The organism is Aquimarina agarivorans (genome assembly GCF_000218485.1).
GTDB classification, from domain to species: Bacteria; Bacteroidota; Bacteroidia; order Flavobacteriales; family Flavobacteriaceae; genus Aquimarina; species Aquimarina agarivorans.
In genome coordinates, this window is sequence record NZ_AFPB01000087.1 from 1 (window position 1) to 22058 (window position 22058).

15 protein-coding genes are annotated in these 22058 nt (G+C 32.0%); 9 read left to right on the forward strand and 6 right to left on the reverse strand.

Features of this window, described 5'->3' with window-relative positions; all coding sequences use genetic code 11:
- Positions 1 to 74 precede the first annotated feature (74 nt).
- A complete protein-coding gene (locus GMC_RS0104340; protein ID WP_010520986.1) occupies positions 75 to 686 on the reverse strand; it encodes an RNA polymerase sigma-70 factor in 612 nt (203 codons plus the stop codon).
- 945 nt (positions 687 to 1631) lie between these two features.
- On the opposite strand from GMC_RS0104340, the gene GMC_RS0104350 reads away from it, so the two are divergent.
- Positions 1632 to 2309, forward strand: coding sequence for an FAD-binding oxidoreductase (locus tag GMC_RS0104350; protein ID WP_010520988.1), 678 nt, complete (start codon positions 1632 to 1634; stop codon positions 2307 to 2309).
- Positions 2310 to 2331: 22 nt separating this feature from the next.
- Here the strand turns inward: GMC_RS0104350 and pbpC are convergent, their stop codons facing one another.
- The 3 genes from pbpC to GMC_RS0104365 form a co-directional block, all read right to left on the reverse strand.
- Entirely contained in the window at positions 2332 to 4677 is a 2346-nt protein-coding gene (pbpC, locus tag GMC_RS0104355) for a penicillin-binding protein 1C (RefSeq protein WP_238527921.1), read from the reverse strand.
- Between the two features lie 23 nt (positions 4678 to 4700).
- Positions 4701 to 10217, reverse strand: coding sequence for an Ig-like domain-containing alpha-2-macroglobulin family protein (locus GMC_RS0104360; RefSeq protein ID WP_029489598.1), 5517 nt, complete (start codon positions 10215 to 10217; stop codon positions 4701 to 4703).
- A 140-nt stretch (positions 10218 to 10357) separates the two neighbouring features.
- Positions 10358 to 11452 carry an L-rhamnose/proton symporter RhaT gene (locus tag GMC_RS0104365; protein ID WP_010520991.1) on the reverse strand — a complete coding sequence of 365 codons (1095 nt, stop codon included), beginning with the start codon at positions 11450 to 11452 and terminating at the stop codon, positions 10358 to 10360.
- A gap of 240 nt (positions 11453 to 11692) precedes the next feature.
- Between GMC_RS0104365 and purB the strand changes: the two genes are divergently transcribed.
- Complete coding sequence (purB, locus tag GMC_RS0104370; protein WP_010520992.1) at positions 11693 to 13039, forward strand: adenylosuccinate lyase; 1347 nt, start codon at positions 11693 to 11695, stop codon at positions 13037 to 13039.
- On the forward strand, positions 13039 to 13251 hold the full coding sequence (locus tag GMC_RS0104375; protein ID WP_010520993.1) for a hypothetical protein: 213 nt from the start codon (positions 13039 to 13041) through the stop codon (positions 13249 to 13251). The genes purB and GMC_RS0104375 overlap by 1 nt, the downstream gene beginning before the upstream one ends.
- On the opposite strand, the gene GMC_RS0104380 is transcribed toward GMC_RS0104375, so the two are convergent.
- Positions 13223 to 13687 (reverse strand): hypothetical protein, encoded by a 465-nt coding sequence (locus tag GMC_RS0104380; RefSeq protein ID WP_010520994.1) that lies wholly within the window; start codon positions 13685 to 13687, stop codon positions 13223 to 13225. The two genes, GMC_RS0104375 and GMC_RS0104380, sit on opposite strands and share 29 nt — an antisense overlap.
- A gap of 460 nt (positions 13688 to 14147) precedes the next feature.
- On the opposite strand from GMC_RS0104380, the gene GMC_RS0104385 reads away from it, so the two are divergent.
- The 4 genes from GMC_RS0104385 to GMC_RS0104400 are packed head-to-tail and all read left to right on the forward strand — an operon-like array spanning position 14148 to position 18317.
- Entirely contained in the window at positions 14148 to 16061 is a 1914-nt protein-coding gene (locus GMC_RS0104385) for a BatA domain-containing protein (protein ID WP_010520995.1), read from the forward strand.
- Positions 16058 to 17317 (forward strand): dihydroorotase, encoded by a 1260-nt coding sequence (locus GMC_RS0104390; RefSeq protein WP_010520996.1) that lies wholly within the window; start codon positions 16058 to 16060, stop codon positions 17315 to 17317. Before GMC_RS0104385 ends, GMC_RS0104390 begins: the two co-directional genes overlap by 4 nt.
- A gap of 8 nt (positions 17318 to 17325) precedes the next feature.
- A complete protein-coding gene (locus GMC_RS0104395; RefSeq protein WP_010520997.1) occupies positions 17326 to 17658 on the forward strand; it encodes a hypothetical protein in 333 nt (110 codons plus the stop codon).
- A 2-nt stretch (positions 17659 to 17660) separates the two neighbouring features.
- Positions 17661 to 18317 carry an alpha/beta hydrolase gene (locus GMC_RS0104400; RefSeq protein WP_010520998.1) on the forward strand — a complete coding sequence of 219 codons (657 nt, stop codon included), beginning with the start codon at positions 17661 to 17663 and terminating at the stop codon, positions 18315 to 18317.
- 121 nt (positions 18318 to 18438) lie between these two features.
- Here GMC_RS0104400 and GMC_RS0104405 read toward each other — a convergent pair whose 3' ends face one another.
- Entirely contained in the window at positions 18439 to 19617 is a 1179-nt protein-coding gene (locus GMC_RS0104405) for an MFS transporter (RefSeq protein WP_010520999.1), read from the reverse strand.
- A 604-nt stretch (positions 19618 to 20221) separates the two neighbouring features.
- Here GMC_RS0104405 and GMC_RS0104410 point away from each other — a divergent pair.
- Together GMC_RS0104410 and GMC_RS0104415 are read left to right on the forward strand one after the other, a co-directional pair.
- Positions 20222 to 20572 (forward strand): helix-turn-helix domain-containing protein, encoded by a 351-nt coding sequence (locus tag GMC_RS0104410; protein ID WP_010521000.1) that lies wholly within the window; start codon positions 20222 to 20224, stop codon positions 20570 to 20572.
- On the forward strand, positions 20572 to 21873 hold the full coding sequence (locus tag GMC_RS0104415; protein WP_010521001.1) for a type II toxin-antitoxin system HipA family toxin: 1302 nt from the start codon (positions 20572 to 20574) through the stop codon (positions 21871 to 21873). The genes GMC_RS0104410 and GMC_RS0104415 overlap by 1 nt, the downstream gene beginning before the upstream one ends.
- Positions 21874 to 22058: the final 185 nt, after the last annotated feature.

Genomic DNA, 22058 nt, shown 5'->3' on the forward strand with positions numbered 1-22058 from the left:
ACATCAAAAATTATAAAAACTATTAATAATTTAGGGTAAAAAGTATTCTTAACCATCAAACTTATAAGAATTTTTCAGTGTATTACAATGACTGCTAAATTCATCATACATATGGTAACTATTAATGAAATACCACCGTGTAGCTGTACTAAATGTTTTAAGGTTCCAAGAGCTTTACTCATTTGATTTTTAACTGTGCTTATGGAAATATTTAGTTCCTGACTAATATCCTTGTAACTTTTACCTTGGTTTCTGGACATTTCAAAAATAAGCCTACGTTTGGGTGGTAATTGTGAAATTACTTTAGTTTTAATTTCTAGCAATTCTTTTTCAAAAACCATGTCATTAGTTGTATCATGAGCTTTTTTGGATAAGTAAAAAATTTCTTCTCTCAATTTTTTGTTTGTTGCTGCCTTTTGCAAAAAGTTAAATGAAAGGTTTCTTGCTATAGTATATATATAAGATTTAAAAGATAATTCAGGATTTAAGGATTGCCTATTTTCCCATACTTTAATAAAAACTTCCTGTACAATACCCTCTGCAAATTCATCTGATTTTATAATATTTTTAGTATATGTATAAATTGGAGTGTAATACCTGTTAAAAATGTTTTGAAATGCTTTTTCACTGCCTGTACTAAGTGCTCTAACTTGCGAAAATTCATTGCAATTATCTACTTTAACCATTTTTATTAAAAATTATATAATAAATGTGTTTTTACTAATAAAATGACACATAAATTAGTATTATATCACTAATAAATCTAAAAAATATCAAATTTACTATGCAATGTCACGATTTATTATTTAATAATCAAATTATTAGGTAAAAAGAAATCACTTAATACCTGTAAAAATTTTAAAAAGTGAACTGTTGTAAATAGCTTTTAATCAATAAAAAAAGAATGAAATTAAAATACTTCGGATTTAGTAAACAAAATATCGGTTGGAATACAATTTTAGCATGAATTAACCTTTATGGACTAAAAGTACCATAGTTTCGGTTACGATTAAAAGTCATTACTTTTAAACATCCGTTTTCTGCAATTAGCAATTAGCTATTAGCTTTTGGCTATTAGTATTTTAAAGCCAACAGCTAATTATTAATTGCCAATAGCTCTTATAATATCTTTAGAAGCTAAAAGCGAAATACTTTAAAAATGCATAGTTTTAACTAAACCTGAGACCAATAAAAATTTCATTAACTTAAAATTTTAGTATTGTATTAGTGCTAACATTAAATACTCAAAATAGAAATTAGAAAATTTTATAATTGATATGCAGCACCAAAATAAGAAGTAGCGGTTAGTTTTTTACCTGAAGTAATAATTTTTGAGGTTACTTCATGTACAGCATTTGAATTTTTCTCAGTAAATTCTCCAATCACATTACCTCTGATGCGAATTTTGATTTTAAATAGCTTAAATCAATTGGGACATTTTTAATAGAACAAGAAAAAAATATAAGTGCAACCCTAGATGAAATGATACTTTATACTAAAGTATTAAGAGTAAAAATTACTTTTGAAGGAAATGTAATGTCAGAAACGATATTATTATTTGAGATATTCCTTTTGTCAATTAAGTCCGAATACTAAATAGTTATAAAATAATTTTACTAAAAAAGTAAATCATGGCAAAGCATACTATAGTTATTGAAAATATTCAATTCATAAATCATAATGTATTACAATTAAAATGTACTAAACCCAATGGACTAAGTTTTACACCTGGGCAAGCGGTGCATTTATTTATTGAAAATACTTCAGCAAGTACCGAGAAAGGTGCATTTACTATTACTTCCTTACCCATGCAGCATCATTTGGAATTTGTTATAAAAGTTTATCCTTCGCACAACGGTACTACCGATAAATTAAAGGAATTAAGGGTTGGCGATACTTTAGGAATGGACGATCCTTACGGGTATATTCATTATAGAAATCAAGGATTGTTTATTGCAGCTGGTTCAGGAATTACTCCTTTTTTATGTATTTATAAAAATTTAGCTAAACAAGGATTACTCAATGGGAACAAATTAATTTACGCCAATAAAACTACTGCTGATATAATTTATGAAAAACAACTATCTGAGTGGTTTGGTAACAATGTCAATCATATTTTATCGGAAGAAAAAACAGATAAGTACTATTATGGATTGATTGATAAAACATTTTTAAAAAATGCTATCGAAGATTTTACTCAGGATTTCTATTTATGTGGTCCTCCGACGATGATGGATGCGGTTATTAAAAGTTTACAGGAATTAGGTTTACATAAAGAACAGATTATTGCTGAGGGCATGGGTAGCTAATGAGATTTTAATTTATTAAAAGTTAGTAAATAACCACTATTCTTTTGCCTTCATTTCCAAAATCATCAATTGCAGTAAGGACGTGTTTACCGATGTTTGGAGCAATAGAAATTTCATGAATTCCTGAAGTTGATTTTAAGTACTCATTATCTAAGTACCAATACAAATTAGCTTCAGGATTTGCGTGCGTTGCTTTTATCACCAGAGGATTTTGGATACCATTGGTTCCCTTAGTTAATGATATTTTAGTTTCGAATTTGATTGGATATAAAAATTCAATTGTATTGTGTATTGAATTTAAACATCCAGCTTTAAAATCTGGCAATTTTCGGTATTCGGAGTTTTTTTGCTGATAGTAATGTGCTACTAAGGGAGGTAATACAAACCATATTTCTTTTTTCATTTCTGAAATTGATTCACAATTTGAATTTACCCTGAATTGCCTACCCTTGTCAAGCCAAACCTCTTCATGATAAGGACAAGGCGTATTCCGAAGTCCATTTTCAGGAATTTTCATTATTATCGATGGACAAATCGGTAGCGCCAAATGACCACTAGTGCTACAAACAGCCTCTTCTCGCAAGCCCATACTAGGCTCCACAAACCAGTCAGATGTAGGTAAAGCATCAAAAACGTCAAACATCAAAGGTGCTGCACTGTTTAGTCCTGTAATGTTGGGGCGTCCTTCGCCATCGGAATTACCTACCCAAACTCCTACCACGTATTTAGGGGTAGTACCCACTGCCCAAGCATCCTTATTTCCAAAACTCGTACCTGTTTTCCAAGCTATTTTTTGCGAAGAATCATAATAACGCCATGCCTGATCAATTTGCGGACGGTTTACATTAGTAAGTGCATCCAAGGTTAAAAAAGCAGCAGCCACATCAATAATTTCTGATTGCTTTTTTGGTACACCTAAATCTAATTTCTTATCCTGAAAATATGAAGGTGCTTCAAATTCCTTTGACATATAATGCTTACCAAATTGATCAAAATGATTGACCGTGCCTGCATACCCCAACATCAAACGACAAAGATCCCAAAGGGTAATCTCTCCGCCGCCTAATATTAATGACAATCCATAATGGCTTGCCAATTTGTCGATATGTTTCACCTTATAATCGCTTAAATTTTGTCTGAATTTTTCCAAGCCATATTCCTGCAACATACGTACTGCAGGAATATTTAACGATCTGGTAAGCGCATCATTTGCAGGTACTGCTCCATCATAAGACAAACTAAAATTTTCAGGAACGTAACCAGCAATATAGGTGGGAATATCTTTTACCAATTGGGTTGGTAATAATGTTCCTGACTGCAACATATGGGCATACAAAAATGGCTTTAATGTACTACCAGTACTCCTTGGAGACATTACATTGTCCACATGCTTTTGATGCTTTACATCCGTTGGGGCATTACCAACATAAGAAAGTACTTTTTTAGCTTGCACATCCAATACTAAAACACTCAAATTATGAACTTCATTTTGCTTTAAACGATTATAATGACGCTCAGCAATCGAATTTACTTTTTCCTGTAGGTGAAAATCAAGCGAACTATGTATACGTTTTCCTTTATGTTTTTTTATCAACTCCTGAGTAAAATGTGGCGCCAACACTGGCAATTGATGCGGTTTTTGAGGCAATACCTCTTCTAATGCTAAAACGTATGTAATACTATCAATGACCGATTTTTTATATAATTTTTGTAATAGTCGATCTCTTTTTGCCTTAAGCTTACCTTGATTTTTACCCGGATAAATTAAAGCAGGTGCGTTGGGTAATACTGCTAGTGTGGCTGTTTCAGCCCAAGAAAGCTGATTTGGTGCCAACCCAAAATAACGCCAGGCTGCCATTTCCAAACCCACAACATTTCCTCCAAAAGGTGCGTGAGAAGCATACAAGCTCAATATTTTGTCTTTAGAATATTTGAACTCCAAGCGGGTAGCCAATATAAGTTCTACTATTTTTTCACTATACGTTCGCTTTTTCAATTTACGCGCTAATCGAATAACTTGCTGAGTAATCGTACTTCCGCCGCGTACATTTTTTTTTGCCTTTCGATTCTGCCTTATAGCTTTAACAATTGAAACAGGATTAAAACCAAAATGTTTGTAAAAATAGGCATCTTCAAACACTACAATGCACTGTTTAAATTTATTAGGTACAGTATCTAATTCTGGAAATCGCCATTGTCCATCGTCTGCAATTACAGCTCCAATTAATTGACCGTCAATAGCTTCAACTACAGTTGATATAGGTGTTTTAAACAACTGCTTTGGCAGCGAAAAATAATAAAGAATAAAAAAAACAACACTAATAAAAAGAAGGTACTTTTTTGTAAATAGTGGTCTTATTTTTTGCAATAAGCACGTTTTTTGTTTCTTTATTATTGAACTACTTTGATCCACTCCCCTTTTGTTCTTACCATAAAATCATTATCGTACATAGCTTCTGCCTGAATACCCGGTAAATAATAATCACCTAAATAGGATGCATTTAACTGAATTTTAAATGTTTTTGACTCTAACTTTTTTAATGAAAAATAATAATTGATATTAGCATCCTTGATATCGATAAAATCGACTTCGCTAGATTCAGTATTTGAACCAAAATCAGTAAATCTTGTATTTATAATTTCCCACCCCGATGGTAAAAAATGGGTTAACGCTACATTGTCTATAGTAGCCCCTCGGGTATTTTTAATTCTAATTTCGGCAATAAAATTTGTACCTTGTTTTATCGAATTTGGTGAAATTATTGTCCCATCTTTTGTCACGTAAGACACCCCTGCTTGTAAATTATTCTGTACAATTTTTTCCTTTCCCACAGGTAAAATACCTTTATTAATAATACTTGCAAACAGCACTCCTGACGAGTTGTTTTTTACCGTTAATTCATTTGAATCTTTCAATCCTACTAAATCTGCGACAAATAAAGATTTTGAACTATTAATGTTAACTGCTTTTGCGTTATTTGTGTTGTAACTGGTAATTATTCCTGTTTTTGATCCATTTTTTAGCGCAAATTTTGCCATGGCTAACAAACTATATGCAGTAGTTTGTGTACTCATCCATGCATTACTGTTTAGTTTAGCTGCAATTTTTTTAGCTAGTTTTACTCCATTTAACTGATCCTGTAGTAGCACATAAGTTTCTAAGGACATTGCGTTGTTTCTAGTTGCAGAACCATAGCTATAGTTATACCAATTTTTGTCACTTTCATCATTATCAAGATTTCGTACTATTTGTGCTGCAATGGTTGTTTTCCCTATTAGGGCATAAGCAGCAGCCAATCGTTTTTTGGCAACATTTGATAATCCCGAAGTTTCTCTTAACCTGTTCATAGCACCTAAGTCCGGACTATTTGCCAAACTTAAGGTATACAAACGATAAGCTTGAGAAAGACTATTATCGTAATAAGTTTCGTCTGTCCTTTTACGCCACTTTTTTGCCTTTTGTTTCTGAAAAGAGAGCCAATTTGATTTAAAACCTAAAGGTAAAGCAAAGCCTTTTTTTTCAGCTTCCAACATAAAATGACCTGCATAAGAAGTCCCCCATACACTAGCTTTATAGCTACTCCCTGGCCAGTAAGTTAATCCTCCATTGGATAACTGAAATTGTTTTAATAAAGCAATGGTCGCCTTAATATTACGTTCCACATCGTGCTGTTGTTCTTGAGATAAATCAAACAAATCAGCTAAATATAATTGCGGAAAACCACTTGAAGTTGTTTGTTCAACACAACCGTGCGGATACCTGACTAAATATCCCAAACGTTTGGTAAAATTCATTGGAGGAACAGTTGAAAATTCAATTTGGGCTTGATTAGTACCTGGTGCACCAAATGATTTAAATGTTATTTGTTTTTGTTCGTTAGGTTGCAACACATAATCTGTTGTTTCGGTAGTTATCGGATTAGGATTATAAACATCAATTTCAACCTCATAACTCGCACTTTCCTTACCCGAAGTAGCCGTTACTTTTACTTTACCAATACCTTTAACTTCATTAACGTTTAACGTAAAGTAGGCCATTTTTTCACCAGGAGTATCAAACTGAATTAATTGTTCGGCATTACCTTCCAGATTCATATTTTTATCGTCCGTAGTTACGCGAACCTTTACTTGTTTAATATGAGGTTTCATAGCAAACACGGTAACTGGCAACACTACTTTTTCTTTTGGTGTAATTTTACGTGGTAGCGAAGCCAACACCATAACCGGTTTTCTAACAAATGAAGTTTTATCGACACTCCCATAAGCTTCTGTTACAGGATCAGCTGCTACCACCATAGTTTTAACCGAACCTACATAATTTGGAATAGCAATTTGGTGTGTTTTGGTTTCATTCGATTCCAATTTAAAGGGGCCTAAATAACGTACTACAGGTTTAAAACGATTTGCTTTTTTATTTTTACTTCCTGCTTCAGCTTCATCCCCACCAATACTCAAAATTTGATGTACCTCACCCCCATAAGCGCCTATGACATCATCAAAAATATCCCAGGTTTTTACCCCTAAGGACTGTTTTTTATAAAACGTAAACCATGGATTTGGTGTTTTAAAACGTGTCAAATCGAGTAAGCCTTCATCCACCATTGCAATTGTGTAATACATTTGTTTTCCCTCTTTTTCGCTCACTTTAAGGGTAACGTTTGTTTCGGGTCGGAACTCATTGGGCAATTGGATCTGAGGTGTTAATTTGGTTTTTTTATTATATACCTCAATAGGTATGGCGCCATACATTCGAATAGGCAAATCATTTTTAGTTTGCGCGTGCGGTTGTAATAAAGAAACATTAATAAAAATGTTTGGGGTATAATTTTTAAGTATTGGAAACGTAAATTCGGTTTGTTTATCTTTAGTTTCCACCCAAAAATGATCTAGTACTGTGGTACCATTTTCAATTGTAACTAATGCCCTTCCTCCGCTAGAAGAAGGGAATTTTATAATTGCATTTTCATTAGTTTCATAAGTAGCCTTATCGCTGGAAAAGACTAACATGGTTGCATTGGTTTTATCCTGATTGTTCTTTTTGTTTCCATACCACGAAGGCCAATCAAAATAAATAATTTTTGAAGTAACATGGTTACTACGCTTGTCTCTTACTTTAATAAGATATCTACCCCAGTCATTTTTACTTACTTTTAAAATGAACGATCCTTTTCCATTATTGTTTGTAGTTACCTTTTTAGCGGTATAATGTACATTTTCTTTAGTACCATCGTAATGTGATAATCCATTGCTTGAGGATCTCCACCACCAACTCCAATTCAACTTGTAAACTTTAATATCCAAATTGCTTTGAATCCCTTTACCATCTTCACTTACAGCTGCTACATCAAACTTGTATTCCTTATCAGTAAACAAATAGTTTCTAGATTGTTTTTCCTCTGCAACTTGTATTCCTGCGTAAGATGTATAGGGAGATAATTTTGTGGAAAACACATCAGTACTGAAATCTCCTCCGTTTTCGTATACTTTAGTAATGAAACTAGCCTTTAGCATTCCTGGCGCATTTTTGCTAAGAATAGGTTTTTTAGAAAAATAAACTTGACCAGCTTCATTCAAACTACCCTTGCTTAAACTTTCATTTTGAGTGTTATAGGATCGAGTAACATCATCAAAATGATAATTTTTGAAGTTGCTAAAGGTAGTTGTTGTTTGCGTAAACTTAGTTTCAATATCATAATTGAGCCCTTTAGCTATAGCGCCGTGCAACCATTTTACCGATACATCTCCTGAAATTGGAGTTCCTGCTTTAATTAAATTAGCTGCAGTTTTTGTTTTAATTTTTAAACGATTAGGCTTAATAGTTTCCACCTTGATGGTCTTTCTAAAAATTGCAGTACCTACTTTTACTTTAAGCAACCAATTTCCTGTAAGCGCATCCTGATTTGTTTTTGGTGCAAAAGCATACAGATTAATTGAATTTTTATTTACAATTTTTTGTGCTGTAATGTTTCCTTTTGGATCAATCAATTCAAATGCGATTGGGTGATTTAATGGCAATGGATTGCTATTATCATTAAGCACAAAAGTTGCATAAATATGATCGCCTGGTCTCCAAACACCACGCTCACCGTAAATGTATCCTTTAATTCCTTCTTGAATTTTAGCACCAGAAACATCAAACTTACTCATGGACAAAGCGCTTCCATCATTAAGTTTTACGTATGTAGTACTATTTCCTTTGGATACAACCGCAAATAAGGCTCCCTCAATAGCTTCAAACAGGACTATACCCTCACTATTTGTTGTTGCTGTAACAATTTCTTGTTGTTGTAAATTTAGGAGGGCTACTGTAGCATCCTTTACTGGATTTGTAGTAAGGATATCAGTAACAGAAACAAAGGTGTTTTCATTGCTTCCCTTTTTTACAATAACGCCTAAATTAGTAGCAATAATATTAGTTGAAATACTTTTATTATGATAATAAGAATATTTACATGGATCTTCGCGATCACGCCATCTAAATTCAGTATCATAACCACCATAGTAATCTGATCGATTAAAGGGGGTAATATCGATGTCTTTTTCTCCGTACAGTATAGGCTTATTTGATGTTTCACCATTACAAGTGTAAGTAGCGTAATCCTGATTGAAATCTAATTCCAAACGGTACATTACTCCATTTTTAACAGCAATTAAATCTGCTAAATCAACAGAAAAGGAATTCAATTTTTGAAGATTCAGTCCTTTGTCGGCTAAGTTAATGGTGTGTTTAGAAACAGGCCTCCCCACGTAACGCAATGACCCTTGATTGTTTAAATTATTAGATTGTAAAAATTGTAATACATTATTTTTGTAAATCTCATATATTAAAACATCAACTGCTTTCAAATTAACAGCCTGAAAATTGATTTTCAAATTTTCTGAATTTGGGAGAAGTGTACCACTTTTAATAAAATTTAAACTAGGTTCAAGCTGTTTAAAATAGACCGTTCGGACAATACTATCTTTCAAATTATACCCACTTGTATTTTTAATTCCTTTAAAAATTTCTATATCGAGCTTTTCTGTTTGATACGATTTAGGATAAACAGTGACCAGATTACTTTTAATCTTATACGTGTAATCACTTTGAGTGGTATTTAAAAATTGAACTAGTCCTTTTAAATTTTGAGAAGTATCAATAGGATCAGAAAAACTAAGTTCGATACTTTGTTTCCCATCATTAAATACCTTTATATCCAATAGCTTAAAATTTGATTTTCCTGTAATTACAAACGCTCTACTCCCTTTTGATTTGGAATTTATTGCTTTTCCATCCCATTTAATTTTTAAAATATTATCAGCTTCAAAACGTTTAATACTATCAATTTTAAAACTAAACTTTTTACTTAAATTTGCGCTTTTTGTAAAACGGATTTGAGGCGAATAATTATCATAGGATGTGGATACTATTTTTGCTAAGCTGCCATACTCAATATAATCACTAGCTTTTATTTCACCATCAATACTATACCACTCTTTTGATAATAAATAGGGGGAATTTAACGATATGCTTAAATCCAGCGGTACTGTTTTTACTTGTACCACCATTTTTTTTAGCTTTTCATTTACATTATTGTATAATTGATCTAAATGAAGTGTCACCGTATATTCGGTATTATTTTCCAATTTTTGATTAGGAACAAAAGCAATCGTATTATCTTTTAACGTAACTGACCCTTTTATATTCGGAGAAATTGAAATCGCATTTGCATAAATTCCTTCTTTTTCTATGATCTTATTTAAATAAAAAGTAATAGGTTCGGAAGTTGACACCAATTTATTAGGATAAGCACTTACAAATTCATCAAATCCATCAACTTTTTCTTCAATAACCACTTTCTTTTTACAGCTTTGAAACAGGCTAGAAAATAAAATTACAAGAAATAGTATTAGTGAATAGCGCTTCATACGTTTATTTTATAAATAGTTGTTAAAGCTAATAAATTAAACGTATTTGAACCACAAAAATTCAGTTAGATAATGCCATTCAAAACTTAACATCAGTAAGTTTCAAATTTAAAAATTGCTTTTACTACTAGAAACATTTTTTATCTTTTTGTTGAGGTTGATACATCTTCAACTGTTGTTTCTTGCAACTTATCATTTTCAATTTTGATATAATTCCCTTTAGCTACAATAAGTACTCCTAAAAACAAAATTGATAAACTAATCACTAAAATGGTAATGCTTTTTTTGGAAGCTCCCTTCCATTCTTTTGTCAATATTCCATTAATATTTGCAATCATTATTGCCCCAGTTTCCAAAATAGCAAAACCAACTGAAGTTCCAAGTTCGCCTAAATGATAAGCCGCTAATCCATATAAAACTAGTGCCGAATCATGGAAAACTGCCATTAAAATGACCAATAAAATTGCCGTAATTACCTCTGGTTTTGTATAATTTTTCCAAGTATTATTTTTGGTTAGGCGGTATCCGTAAAATAGCATTGTTGAAAGTGTTCCTCCCATAAAAATGGGTAGCAAAACCGCTAAACGAGCAATCCAAGGTTCGTTCCCAAATTGTAATTCCGCTACTTCTCCAATTTTTCCTAAATTGTTTCCTGTATGGTAGGATAAATTAAAACCTGCCGCACAAATGGCTCCAATAACACAAAAAATAATCCCTTGCCTTATTGTTTTTGAATCTCTATTTTTTTCATCAAGTCCCTTACTTTTATCTCGTAAAATTCCGGCATATCCATTTAAAGCAATCCCGAATACGATAATTGCAATACCCGTCAACATAATATTTCCTACATGAGTTCCAATTACTGTTTCCTGACCTTCAGGCACTAAAATTAAAGGTAAAATAGTATCAATAGATGTGATTACGCCTAAAAAGAGACTAAAAGCTAACGCCATTCCAATAGAATTTATACTGTATCCCCAAAGCATATTTCCTATACCCCAACAAAAACTTAAGCCAAACATGGTAAAAAATATCCAGCTCGGAATTTGAGCATAAATTTCCCACAAATGATCTACCATTGTAAATGTCAAAATTATTGGTATAACAAAATTGGCTAAAAAGAAAAAACCTCCCCATGTATTTTCCCAGGCAAAGCCTTGAGTATACTTTGAAGGTAATGCATATAAGCCTAATAATAATGCTGAAATAAAAGCTAAAAGAATTCCTAATGACATGAGGTGAATTTTAAATAATTCTCCTAAAATACTGTTTTATGATCTTATAAAATCATATAATTTGGTATTTTTTATAAGAATTGTTCAATTTGGTATTTAAATTATCAATTTTTTATAAGTCTTCTTTATTTAATTTCAAGAATCTTTCTCATTTTTCTAATTATACCTAAAATCTCAAAAAAATGCCTTCATATACCCAAAACAGTTTGCGTATATTTGCAGCAAATTCAAAAATATCTTATGTCTCAAATTGCAGCGCTGCAAGCAATATCACCAATTGATGGTAGATATGCAGGAAAAACTCAAGCCTTAAGTGCATTTTTTAGTGAAGAAGCATTAATAAAATACCGTGTACGAGTAGAAATCGAATACTTTATAGCTTTATGCGAAATTCCTTTACCACAATTACAAACAATTGATGCCACGGTTTTTCCCAAATTGAGAAAATTGTATTCCGAGTTTTCAAGTCAAGATGCTATTAAGATCAAAGAAATTGAAAGCGTTACAAATCATGATGTAAAAGCAGTTGAGTATTTTATTAAAGAGGCGTTTGATAACCTTGGATTACAAGCTTATAAAGAATTTATCCATTTTGGATTGACATCGCAAGATGTAAATAATACAGCTATACCTTTAAGTATTAAAGAAGCAATGGCGGAGGTTTACAATCCATCTTTTGATGCTTTAGTATCAAAAATTGATGCTTTAGCATCGGATTGGAGCACCATCCCGTTGTTAGCACGTACTCACGGACAACCGGCATCGCCTACACGTTTAGGTAAAGAATTAGATGTTTTTGTAATGCGTTTACAACAACAATTTGATCAGTTAAAAAATATTCCAAATGCTGCAAAATTCGGAGGAGCAACTGGGAACTTTAATGCTCACCACGTTGCTTATCCTGATATTGATTGGAAAGCTTTTGGAACTAAATTTGTTGAAGAAACTTTAGGCTTACACCACTCCTTCCCTACCACACAAATTGAACATTACGATCATATGGCTGCTTTATTTGATGCCTTAAAAAGAATAAACACAGTCATTTTAGACTTAGATCGAGATATTTGGACGTATGTATCAATGGACTATTTTAAACAAAAAATTAAAAAAGGTGAGGTTGGATCTTCAGCCATGCCACACAAAGTAAACCCAATTGATTTTGAAAATAGTGAGGGTAATATCGGGATAGCAAATGCACTATTTGAGCATCTGTCAGCCAAATTACCAGTAAGTAGATTGCAAAGAGACCTAACTGACAGTACTGTTTTACGCAATGTTGGCGTACCATTAGGACATACATTAATTGCTTTTCAGTCAAGCTTAAAGGGACTAAATAAATTACTATTAAATGAAGATAAACTAGCGCAAGATTTAGAAAATAATTGGGCTGTAGCAGCTGAGGCTATACAAACTATTTTGCGTAGAGAAGCTTATCCAAATCCATATGAAGCATTAAAAGGATTAACACGTACTAATGAAAAAATAAACGCAAATACGATTGCTAATTTTATTGATACTTTAGATGTTTCGGATACCATCAAAAATGAACTTAAGCAAATTACTCCTAGTAACTATACAGGTATTTAATGAAAACAAAGCCATACAATAACCGCTTAGTATTTTTGCTAACACCAATTATTTGTATTGGTTTTATAGTACTTGCTTATAGCGGGTTAATGGATTTTAAAGCAGTGCAAGTCTTATGGACTGTACTGCTTTTTTACTATATATACTTAATTGGATATCTTTTAAAAGATTTAAGTAAAGCCGCTAAAAATGCTGATTCAATAAAAGATTAATTTGTTGTACATCAGTAAAATTTAGCTTAGTAGTAAATGCATATACTTTAGACTTCCCCGAAGGTTCATTTTTAATAAGTACAAATTCTTTTTGATTTGGCGCTAAACGCTCGTAGCCGTTTTCGTTCAATTTGGTAAAAGATGCATTTGCTAAAAACTGTTGTACTTTAGTAACTAAAGCAGCGTTTCCTGATTTATTTTCATCAGAATACACTTCAAAATGAGTCAAACTTGCAATAAAACTTTTATAAAATTTAGCATTTTCTTTATTCTGCGAAATCTTTACATTTAGTAATAAAGAAAATAATTTAGGATTCATTTCTGTTTTTTCAATTTCACTTGCGGTATCAAAAACAGGAAAGTTGTTAACTTGCGCTTTTATTGCAAAAGCAGTTACATATGTTATTATAAATAAAAAGTGACTTTTAAATAGCATCAAAACGTAATATTTGTCAAAAGTAGCTTTTTATGTTGAAATACAAATATTTTAGTTTTAAACATATCAAAAGCAACAATAAATTATAATAGTCTGATGTTTAATTGCTCAAATAAAAATTAGGATTTCTTTCTTAACAAAATAGGCAAACCTATTGAATAGTAAAATTAACGTTACGCACCATACTAAATTGAAATACAGTTTTAATAGCCTTTCTATTTTAAGTAATTTGAAAATGATAAGTGAATTGCTTTTAATAAACAAAAGAATGCTGCGTCATTAACTTTGATTTTAGCTTTAATGCATTTAAGTAATTAACAATAAATGAATTAAATAAGACTAATTTGAACAGCTAGCAACAAAAAAAAGTGCATTTTTTAAATTATTTTGCGCAATTTCAATAACTAAAAAGCTACTGCATTAACTATAAAATGATATATTTGATAGCAAAACATCTGGAATGCTATTTAAACACCCTAAAGTCCTTTATGCCTTGTTGGCATTACTCATTCCTATACTAATCCATTTATTCAAACTTCGGAAATTTAAAAAAACAGCATTTACAAATGTTGCTTTTCTTGAAAAAATACGTTTGCAAACCCGTAAAAGCTCGCAATTAAAAAAGTGGCTTGTTCTTGGTAGTCGTTTACTGTTGTTAACTGGATTGATATTTGCTTTCGCAGAACCTTATTTCCCCTCGAGTTCAAAAAAACAACAACCAGAAAAATACATCATTTATTTGGACAATTCCTTTAGCATGCAAGCAAAAGGCGAAAACGGACCACTACTTAAAAGGGCCATTCAGGAATTGATCGAACAAATTAACGAAAATCAGATTATTACATTATTTACAAATAATGAAGTCTTCAAAAATATCCGCATTTCCGAAGCGCAAAATGAATTAATGGATATTGATTATGTAGCGGAACAATTATCTCCCGATCAACTGTCGCTAAAATTTAAACAACTTTCTAAAGGGAATAAAAACCAGGCTTTCATTGCAATTTCTGATTTTCAAAAATTAACAAATGCCAGTTATTCAGACTTAGATAAATTTGCAGTTGATGTCATCAAACTTACACCGCAGCAGTTTCAAAATGTAGTTATTGATAGTTTGCACCTAAAAAACAAAAACAATGAATTGATACTCGAAATATTAGCCTCAAGCAATCAATTCAAACAAAATTTGCCACTTTCGGTATTTAATGGAACTAATTTAATTGGTAAAGCTGAACTTAATTTTTCTGAAACTAACACTCAAAAAATAGAAATTCCGTTACCTAAAAACACTAATATTAACGGTTATGTACAAACTGTAAGTCCTGGGTTAACTTATGATAATACGCGTTATTTTAGTGTTAATACGCCTCCAAAAACTGCCATTTTAGCAATAGGTAGCCCCAATAACAATAGATTTTTACAAAAAATTTATACGAGTAAAGAGTTTATTTTCAAAGGAACCTCATTAGCCAATTTAAACTATGCCGATATTAGCACAAGTAATTGTATAATTATTAATGAAGTAAATGAACTTTCAAGTGCTTTAAAACAAAATTTAATTTCATTTACCAATCAAGGAGGTATATTGGTTGTGATTCCTGCTAAGGGCGATGATAATAAACTTGAAAATTTTTTGAAATCGTCTTATAATATAGAATTTAGGAACCGCAACAGCGCCGAAAAAAAAGTAACGCAAATTTCATTTGAACACCCTATTTTTAAAAACGTATTTTCAAAACAAATAAAAAATTTTCAATATCCTACGGTTAAGGAAAACTATCAAATCAAAAATGCTCAAAAAGTATTAGGACTTGAAGACAATACTATTTTTTTAGCGCAAAAAAATAATGTTTATATTTTTTCAGCTCCTTTAAACGAACAAACGACTAATTTTAAGAAGTCGCCATTGATAGTTCCCTGCTTTTTTAATATTGCCAAGCAAAACACACCGACTTCACAAATAAGCTATAGTATAAATCAGCCCAATGATATTAATATCAATATTACCGATCAAAATCAGGATAAAGTTCTTCATATAAAGAATGATTTGGAACAATTTATTCCGTTGCAACAGCTATACAAGAATTATGTCAAAATTTCAACAACAAATCTACCTCATAAAGCCGGAAATTACGTAGTAACCAGTAATGATAGTATTATCAGCTATATAAGCTACAATTACCCAACAAATGAAAGTAATTTGGTTTATGATGACCTATCTACCTTTAAAAACAATAAGCCAAACACCTCAGTAACCACTTACTTTTCTAATGCAAAAGCCAGTTTTAAAATTAAAGAATTATGGAAATGGTTTCTTATTTTTGCACTAGCTTTTTTAGCAATTGAACTGTTGCTTTTAAAATTTCTAAAATGAATATACTTTTAAAATCTGCCATTATAATTGATCCTAAATCGACATTTCACAACCAAAAAGTTGATATTTTAATTATAAATGGACAGATAAAAGCTATTAAAAGCAACTTAGAGTTACCAGATGAAAATATTGAGCTAATTCAGTTACAAAATTTGCACGTATCCCAAGGTTGGTTTGATAGTAGTGTTAGCTTTGGAGAACCTGGTTTCGAAGAACGTGAAACTATAAGCAACGGACTAAATACTGCAGCTAAAAGCGGATTTACAGCCTTGGCTTTACAACCAAACACTAGTCCAATTGCCGATAATGCAGCAGCAATTTCATACGTAAAAAACAAAAGCCTTGGCTTTGCCACTAAAATTTACCCTATTGGGAGTTTGACACTTCATGGTAAAGGGATTGATTTAGCGGAACTTTTTGATATGCATTCACATCACGCCTGTAGTTTTGGTAATTATAAGCAGCCAATCAAAAATCCCAATTTATTAAAATTGGCGTTACAATATACTCAGGGATTTGGAGGCTTGGTGCAGTCTTATCCACAAAATAATGATGTTGCAGGAAAAGGGGTTGTTAATGAAAATAAAAATAGCACTAAATTAGGTTTAAAGGGGATTCCAAATTTAGCGGAAGAACTGCAAATAGCTCGCGATCTTTATATTTTAGAATATGCAGGAGGTAAATTACATATCCCAACCATTTCCACTGCAAAATCAGTTGAATTAATTAAAGATGCTAAAAGTAAGGGGCTCGATGTAAGCTGTAGTGCTGCTGTACACCATCTGTTTTTTGACGATAATGCGTTGGAAGATTTTGATACAAATTTTAAGCTAGCTCCTCCCTTGCGCACAAAAAAAGATTGCGATGCTTTAATTAGCGGTTTAAATGATGGAATAATTGACATGATTACCTCGGATCATTGCCCTATGGATATTGAAAATAAACAGGTAGAATTTGATAACGCAGCCTATGGTACAACTGGACTTGAAAGTGCTTTTTCTGCATTGCTAACTAAGCTTCCGCTAGAAGTGATTGTTGACAAGCTTACAGCAGCCAGAAATCGCTTTTGTAGTATTAGTACTGCCATTGCCGAAGGAATTCCTGCCAACTTAAGTCTTTTTACTCCTGACGGATCATTCATCTTTGAAAAAAAGCATATCCATTCAACATCCAAAAATTCAGCCTTTTTAAACCAAAAATTGAAAGGTAAAGTTTATGGTATTTATGCCAATAATCAATTAGTTTTAAATGACTAGATATAATAATGAATAAAAAAACGCCTACTGAAAATGCAAAGTTTAGTGCAATTGCAGCCTATTTTACTTTTATTGGACTCATCATTGCATTTTTTGTTAATATAGAAGAGAAGCATGAATTCGCTAATTTTCATATCAGACAATCCTTAAGCATACAAACGCTTTTTTATGCCACTGGTGCATTACTGGGCTTATTCCCTTCAACAGCTGCTGGAATAGGGTTTCTTGTATTCTTTTTTATAATTTGGATATTTGGATTTGCCACAGCCTTAAAAAATCAAACTACCCCGCTGCCAATAGTTGGTGGTCTTTTTCAAAAACTTTTCAGTTTTATTAAATAATTATGACCAAAGAATTATCCCTACACCACATAACAAAAGCTGCTAATAGCACAAAAGATAAACCTGCTGCTTTATTCATGTTCCACGGCTACGGAAGTGATGAAAATGATTTATTTAGCTTTTCAGCAGAATTACCTGAGGAACTATTTATTATTTCTGTCCGCGCACCGCAACCTATGCAGCCTTATGGCAATGCTTGGTATACTATTCATTGGGATGGTTCAAACGGGAAATTTAATGATACTGATGAAGCCATAGCATCAAGAGACAAAATTGCAGCATTTATAAAAGAAGCTATTGAAGCTTATAATTTAGATGCCGCCAACATCACACTTTTAGGTTTTTCACAAGGTTGTATCCTTAGTTTAGCTACTGCATTAAGCTATCCAACATTAGCCAAAAACGTTATTGGATTAAGTGGTTATATTGATCCTGATATGTTGATTGCAGGTTATGAAACTGCTGATTTTTCTAACCTAAACATATTCATTTCACACGGAACTGTAGATCAAGTCATTCCTATAGAATGGGCACAAAAAACACCTGAATTTTTAAATAAATTAGGGTTCAATATTACCTTAAAAGAATATCCTGTAGGACATGGTGTAGCACCGCAAAACTTTTATGACTTGAAAGTATGGTTACAAAAGCACATTTAATAAATTTTGTATTAACTAAGGTGCTTAGTTAACTTTTTTCTAAACAAAAAAGCAGTTAAACCGTTTTTAATATTGATAATTTATTTAATGTGATTTTTTATTTGGTATTTTAATTACAGCACTAGTATTCTGTATTTTTAATAGTACTTTTCAAATTCAAATATAACAAGCCTAAAATTGGCCCTATTGCTAACACCCAATAAACTAATCGACTTGAATAATGAGTTTGCAAATAGCTTAACACTTGAATACTAATAATTGTTATTGAAAACCCAATACAGTTTACCAATGTTATAGCAGTTCCTTTGTAAGTTAACGGTGCCGATTGAGCCACTAATGTTGATAATTGTGGCGAATCACTAATGACAAACATTCCCCAAACAAGCATAAATGGCAAAAACAATACCGATGGGGCTATTATAAATAACGGAAATAGCAAACAACAAGTTAATGAACCAATTAAACTTACTTTTGCAATTAATTGACTGGAGTATTTAGCTGTTAAAATACCGCCCCAAACACATGATATAAATCCAATTCCAATAATTATAAATGACCATAAACTAACGTTTAAGTCACTACTATTTATTCGGTTATATAACCCCAAAAAAAAGGGAACAAAAGCCCAAAAAGTATACAGCTCCCACATATGTCCAAAATATCCAAATGACGCTTTTTTAAATCCAACTGATTTAAACATTTCAAAAATTACCTTAGGTTGAAATTGAGCTCCAGTCTTATTGTACGCTCCATTCGGAACAAAAAAACCAATTAGTAAAGCTCCTATAATTGACAATCCTGAGGTTAACCCCACTACCGTATACAGGCTATTTTTTAATGCAATAAAGTTAAAAAAATGTGGAATTGCAGTTCCCAATACTAAAGTTCCTACCAAAAGACCCAGCGCCCTACCTAAACCATTTTTAAAATGATCAGCCGCCAATTTTATTCCTACAGGATAAATTCCTGCCAAACACACCCCTGTTATAAATCTAAGCAAAGCAATTGATGTAAAATTGTTCACGGGTATCAATAATCCAGCATTGCTTAACGCAGAAATTAATGCGCAGTACATAAAAACTTTGGTAGCTAAAAATCGATCAGAGATACTCCACACTGCAAATATTAACGTTCCAATTATAAATCCAAATTGAATAATTGAAGTAAAAACACCTACACTATTCTCAGGTATTTCATAAGCCAATACTAACTCTGGCATTATAGCGTTTACTGCAAACCAAACCGAAGTGCACATAAACTGTGCAATAACAATAAAAAATAATATTCTGTGACGTTTCAATAAATTGGTTTTAGATAATTCTGTTTTTATACTTACTCCGATTTTAAATTATTCAAAATAAAAATCCAGAATTTTTCGTTCGGATGATAAAGAAAACATATGCATAGCCTTAGCCACGGTATTGTTCTTATTTTAGAGTTTCAAACGAAAAGGCATCATTTTAAATGGGTAATTTAATATTAGAAAACGGTATTATAGTATCAGAACTTTAAAAGATAATAATTTAAGTCTTATTATTTAATATTCCTTACTAAAAATGCTTTCTAAAAATTATAATTTTAAGGATTTGATCTTAAATTTAGTTAAAACATTTTTTAAATTAATGCTTTTGATACCAATTATTAGCTCCTCTTATCAATTCATACAGCTGCCTTTCAAACTCATTTTTATTTTTTAAAAGGCGACTATATTTTAAGCATCAAATCTTAAACTTCCCTTTGATGTTTTCTTGAATTTCATCAACTATCCAAATATGATAGTTTTTACCAACATTATACTTTAGTTATTTATTTAAAGATGGCTTTTTCAAACATTTAATTATTATTAAAGTAAATTTGCATTATATAATGGTATTAACTAACTTTATTATCAATTAATTCACTTTATGATGGTAAAAACCAATAAAAATTGGGTTGCAATGACTGATGATGCCATTATTATGGAGCTAGGTATTTTTATAAAAAAAAGTAGAATAGCAAAAAATAAGACCCAAGCAGAAATTGCTACCAATGCAGGTATTAATCGATGGACTATTAGTCAAATTGAAAATGGCGAGGCTATAAATCTAAACTCTCTTATTCAAATTTTGCGTGCGTTAGATGCGTTGCATGTATTCAATACTTTTACATTTCAGGAACAGCTCAGCCCTCTTGAAGCAGTAAAACTAAAAAAGAAAGAACGCAAAAGAGCACGAGGCTCCTCTACAAACAATTCAGCAACCCAAAGTGATTGGTAATGATTGAAAGCGCAATAGTTAAAATATGGGGAATAACAGCTGGAGCAGTCCTTTGGAACGAAACTACCCAATTGGCAAGTTTTGAATATACCCCTGATTTTGTATTAAAAGGATACGATCTTTCTCCTTTAAAAATGCCTTTGCAAGCGGGTACCATTTACAATTTCCCTGAATTAAATGCCAAAAATGAGGCGTTAGATAGTACATTTAACGGACTGCCTGGATTGCTGGCAGACATCCTTCCAGATCGCTATGGAAATCGATTATTAAATAGCTGGCTGGCACAACAAGGTAGGCCCGAAAATAGCATGAACCCTATTGAAAAACTCTGCTTTATAGGATCAAGAGGTATGGGCGCCATTGAATTTGAACCTGCTACAAATAAAACTCAAAATGCCTTTGATCTTGAAATGGATGGTTTGATTAATGTAGCCGCCGATATGCTGAATAAACGTGAAAAATTCACCACAAATATCAAGCAAAATGAACTAAAAGCCATGCAGGATATTTTAACTATTGGTACCTCAGCAGGTGGTGCCAGGGCTAAAGCTATTATTGCTTATAATGAAAAAACTGGGGTAGTAAAATCAGGACAAACAAATGCTCCTGACGGTTTTGAACATTATTTAATAAAACTAGATGGTGTAGATGATGCCCAATTTGGCACTACTAAAGGATATGGCAGGGTTGAAATGGCATACTATTTAATGGCTGTAGATTGTGGTATTGAAATGATGCCATCTTTATTGTTAGAAGAAAATGATCGAGCTCATTTTATGACCAAACGCTTTGATCGCGAAAATGGAAGTACAAAACATCACATACAAACACTTTGCGCTATGCAGCATTATAATTTTAATGAAGTTGGTGCTTATAGTTACGAGCAGTTATTCCAAACCATGCGTTTGCTACGGCTTCCCTATCCGCAAGCGGAACAAATGTTTAAGCGTATGGTTTTTAATGTAATCGCCAGAAATTGTGATGACCATACCAAAAATTTTGCTTTCCGATTAAAACAAGGAAAAAAATGGGAATTAAGTCCTGCGTATGATATTTGTCATGCTTACAGGCCCGATAGTATTTGGGTAAGTAAACACGCGCTTTCTGTTAATGGAAAACGAGACAACATCACAAAACAAGATTTATTAATAGTAGCTAAATCCATGAATATTAAAAAAGCAGTACTACTTATTCAGGAAATCAACGCCACCATTCAAAACTGGAAATTTTATGCTAAAAAAGTAAACGTAAACGAAAGACTTACTGCTAAAATTGATCAAAGCATTTTGAATTTGATTTAAGTTAAAGTATAAAGTTCACTTGTATCAAAGTAAGAAGTTTTTGAATCACATGAAATATTATCAAATCGATAACTAAAATAGATAAAATAGCAAAATATTTAATAATTATTTATCAAATTGATGCTTCTTTTGCGTATTTTTTTTTGTAAAATCGTCTCGTTCTTCAAAATTATAAAATAACTTTA

Coding starts and splice junctions, on each gene's coding strand:
- GMC_RS0104385 (WP_010520995.1), top strand. CDS start 14,148: ATGCTATTTAAACACCCTAAAGTCCTTTATGCCTTGTTGGCATTACTC.
- GMC_RS0104365 (WP_010520991.1), bottom strand. CDS start 11,452: ATGTCATTAGGAATTCTTTTAGCTTTTATTTCAGCATTATTATTAGGC.
- GMC_RS0104375 (WP_010520993.1), top strand. CDS start 13,039: ATGAAAACAAAGCCATACAATAACCGCTTAGTATTTTTGCTAACACCA.
- purB (WP_010520992.1), top strand. CDS start 11,693: ATGTCTCAAATTGCAGCGCTGCAAGCAATATCACCAATTGATGGTAGA.
- GMC_RS0104380 (WP_010520994.1), bottom strand. CDS start 13,687: ATGCTATTTAAAAGTCACTTTTTATTTATAATAACATATGTAACTGCT.
- GMC_RS0104415 (WP_010521001.1), top strand. CDS start 20,572: ATGATTGAAAGCGCAATAGTTAAAATATGGGGAATAACAGCTGGAGCA.
- GMC_RS0104400 (WP_010520998.1), top strand. CDS start 17,661: ATGACCAAAGAATTATCCCTACACCACATAACAAAAGCTGCTAATAGC.
- GMC_RS0104360 (WP_029489598.1), bottom strand. CDS start 10,217: ATGAAGCGCTATTCACTAATACTATTTCTTGTAATTTTATTTTCTAGC.
- GMC_RS0104340 (WP_010520986.1), bottom strand. CDS start 686: ATGGTTAAAGTAGATAATTGCAATGAATTTTCGCAAGTTAGAGCACTT.
- GMC_RS0104350 (WP_010520988.1), top strand. CDS start 1,632: ATGGCAAAGCATACTATAGTTATTGAAAATATTCAATTCATAAATCAT.
- GMC_RS0104395 (WP_010520997.1), top strand. CDS start 17,326: ATGAATAAAAAAACGCCTACTGAAAATGCAAAGTTTAGTGCAATTGCA.
- GMC_RS0104410 (WP_010521000.1), top strand. CDS start 20,222: ATGATGGTAAAAACCAATAAAAATTGGGTTGCAATGACTGATGATGCC.
- GMC_RS0104390 (WP_010520996.1), top strand. CDS start 16,058: ATGAATATACTTTTAAAATCTGCCATTATAATTGATCCTAAATCGACA.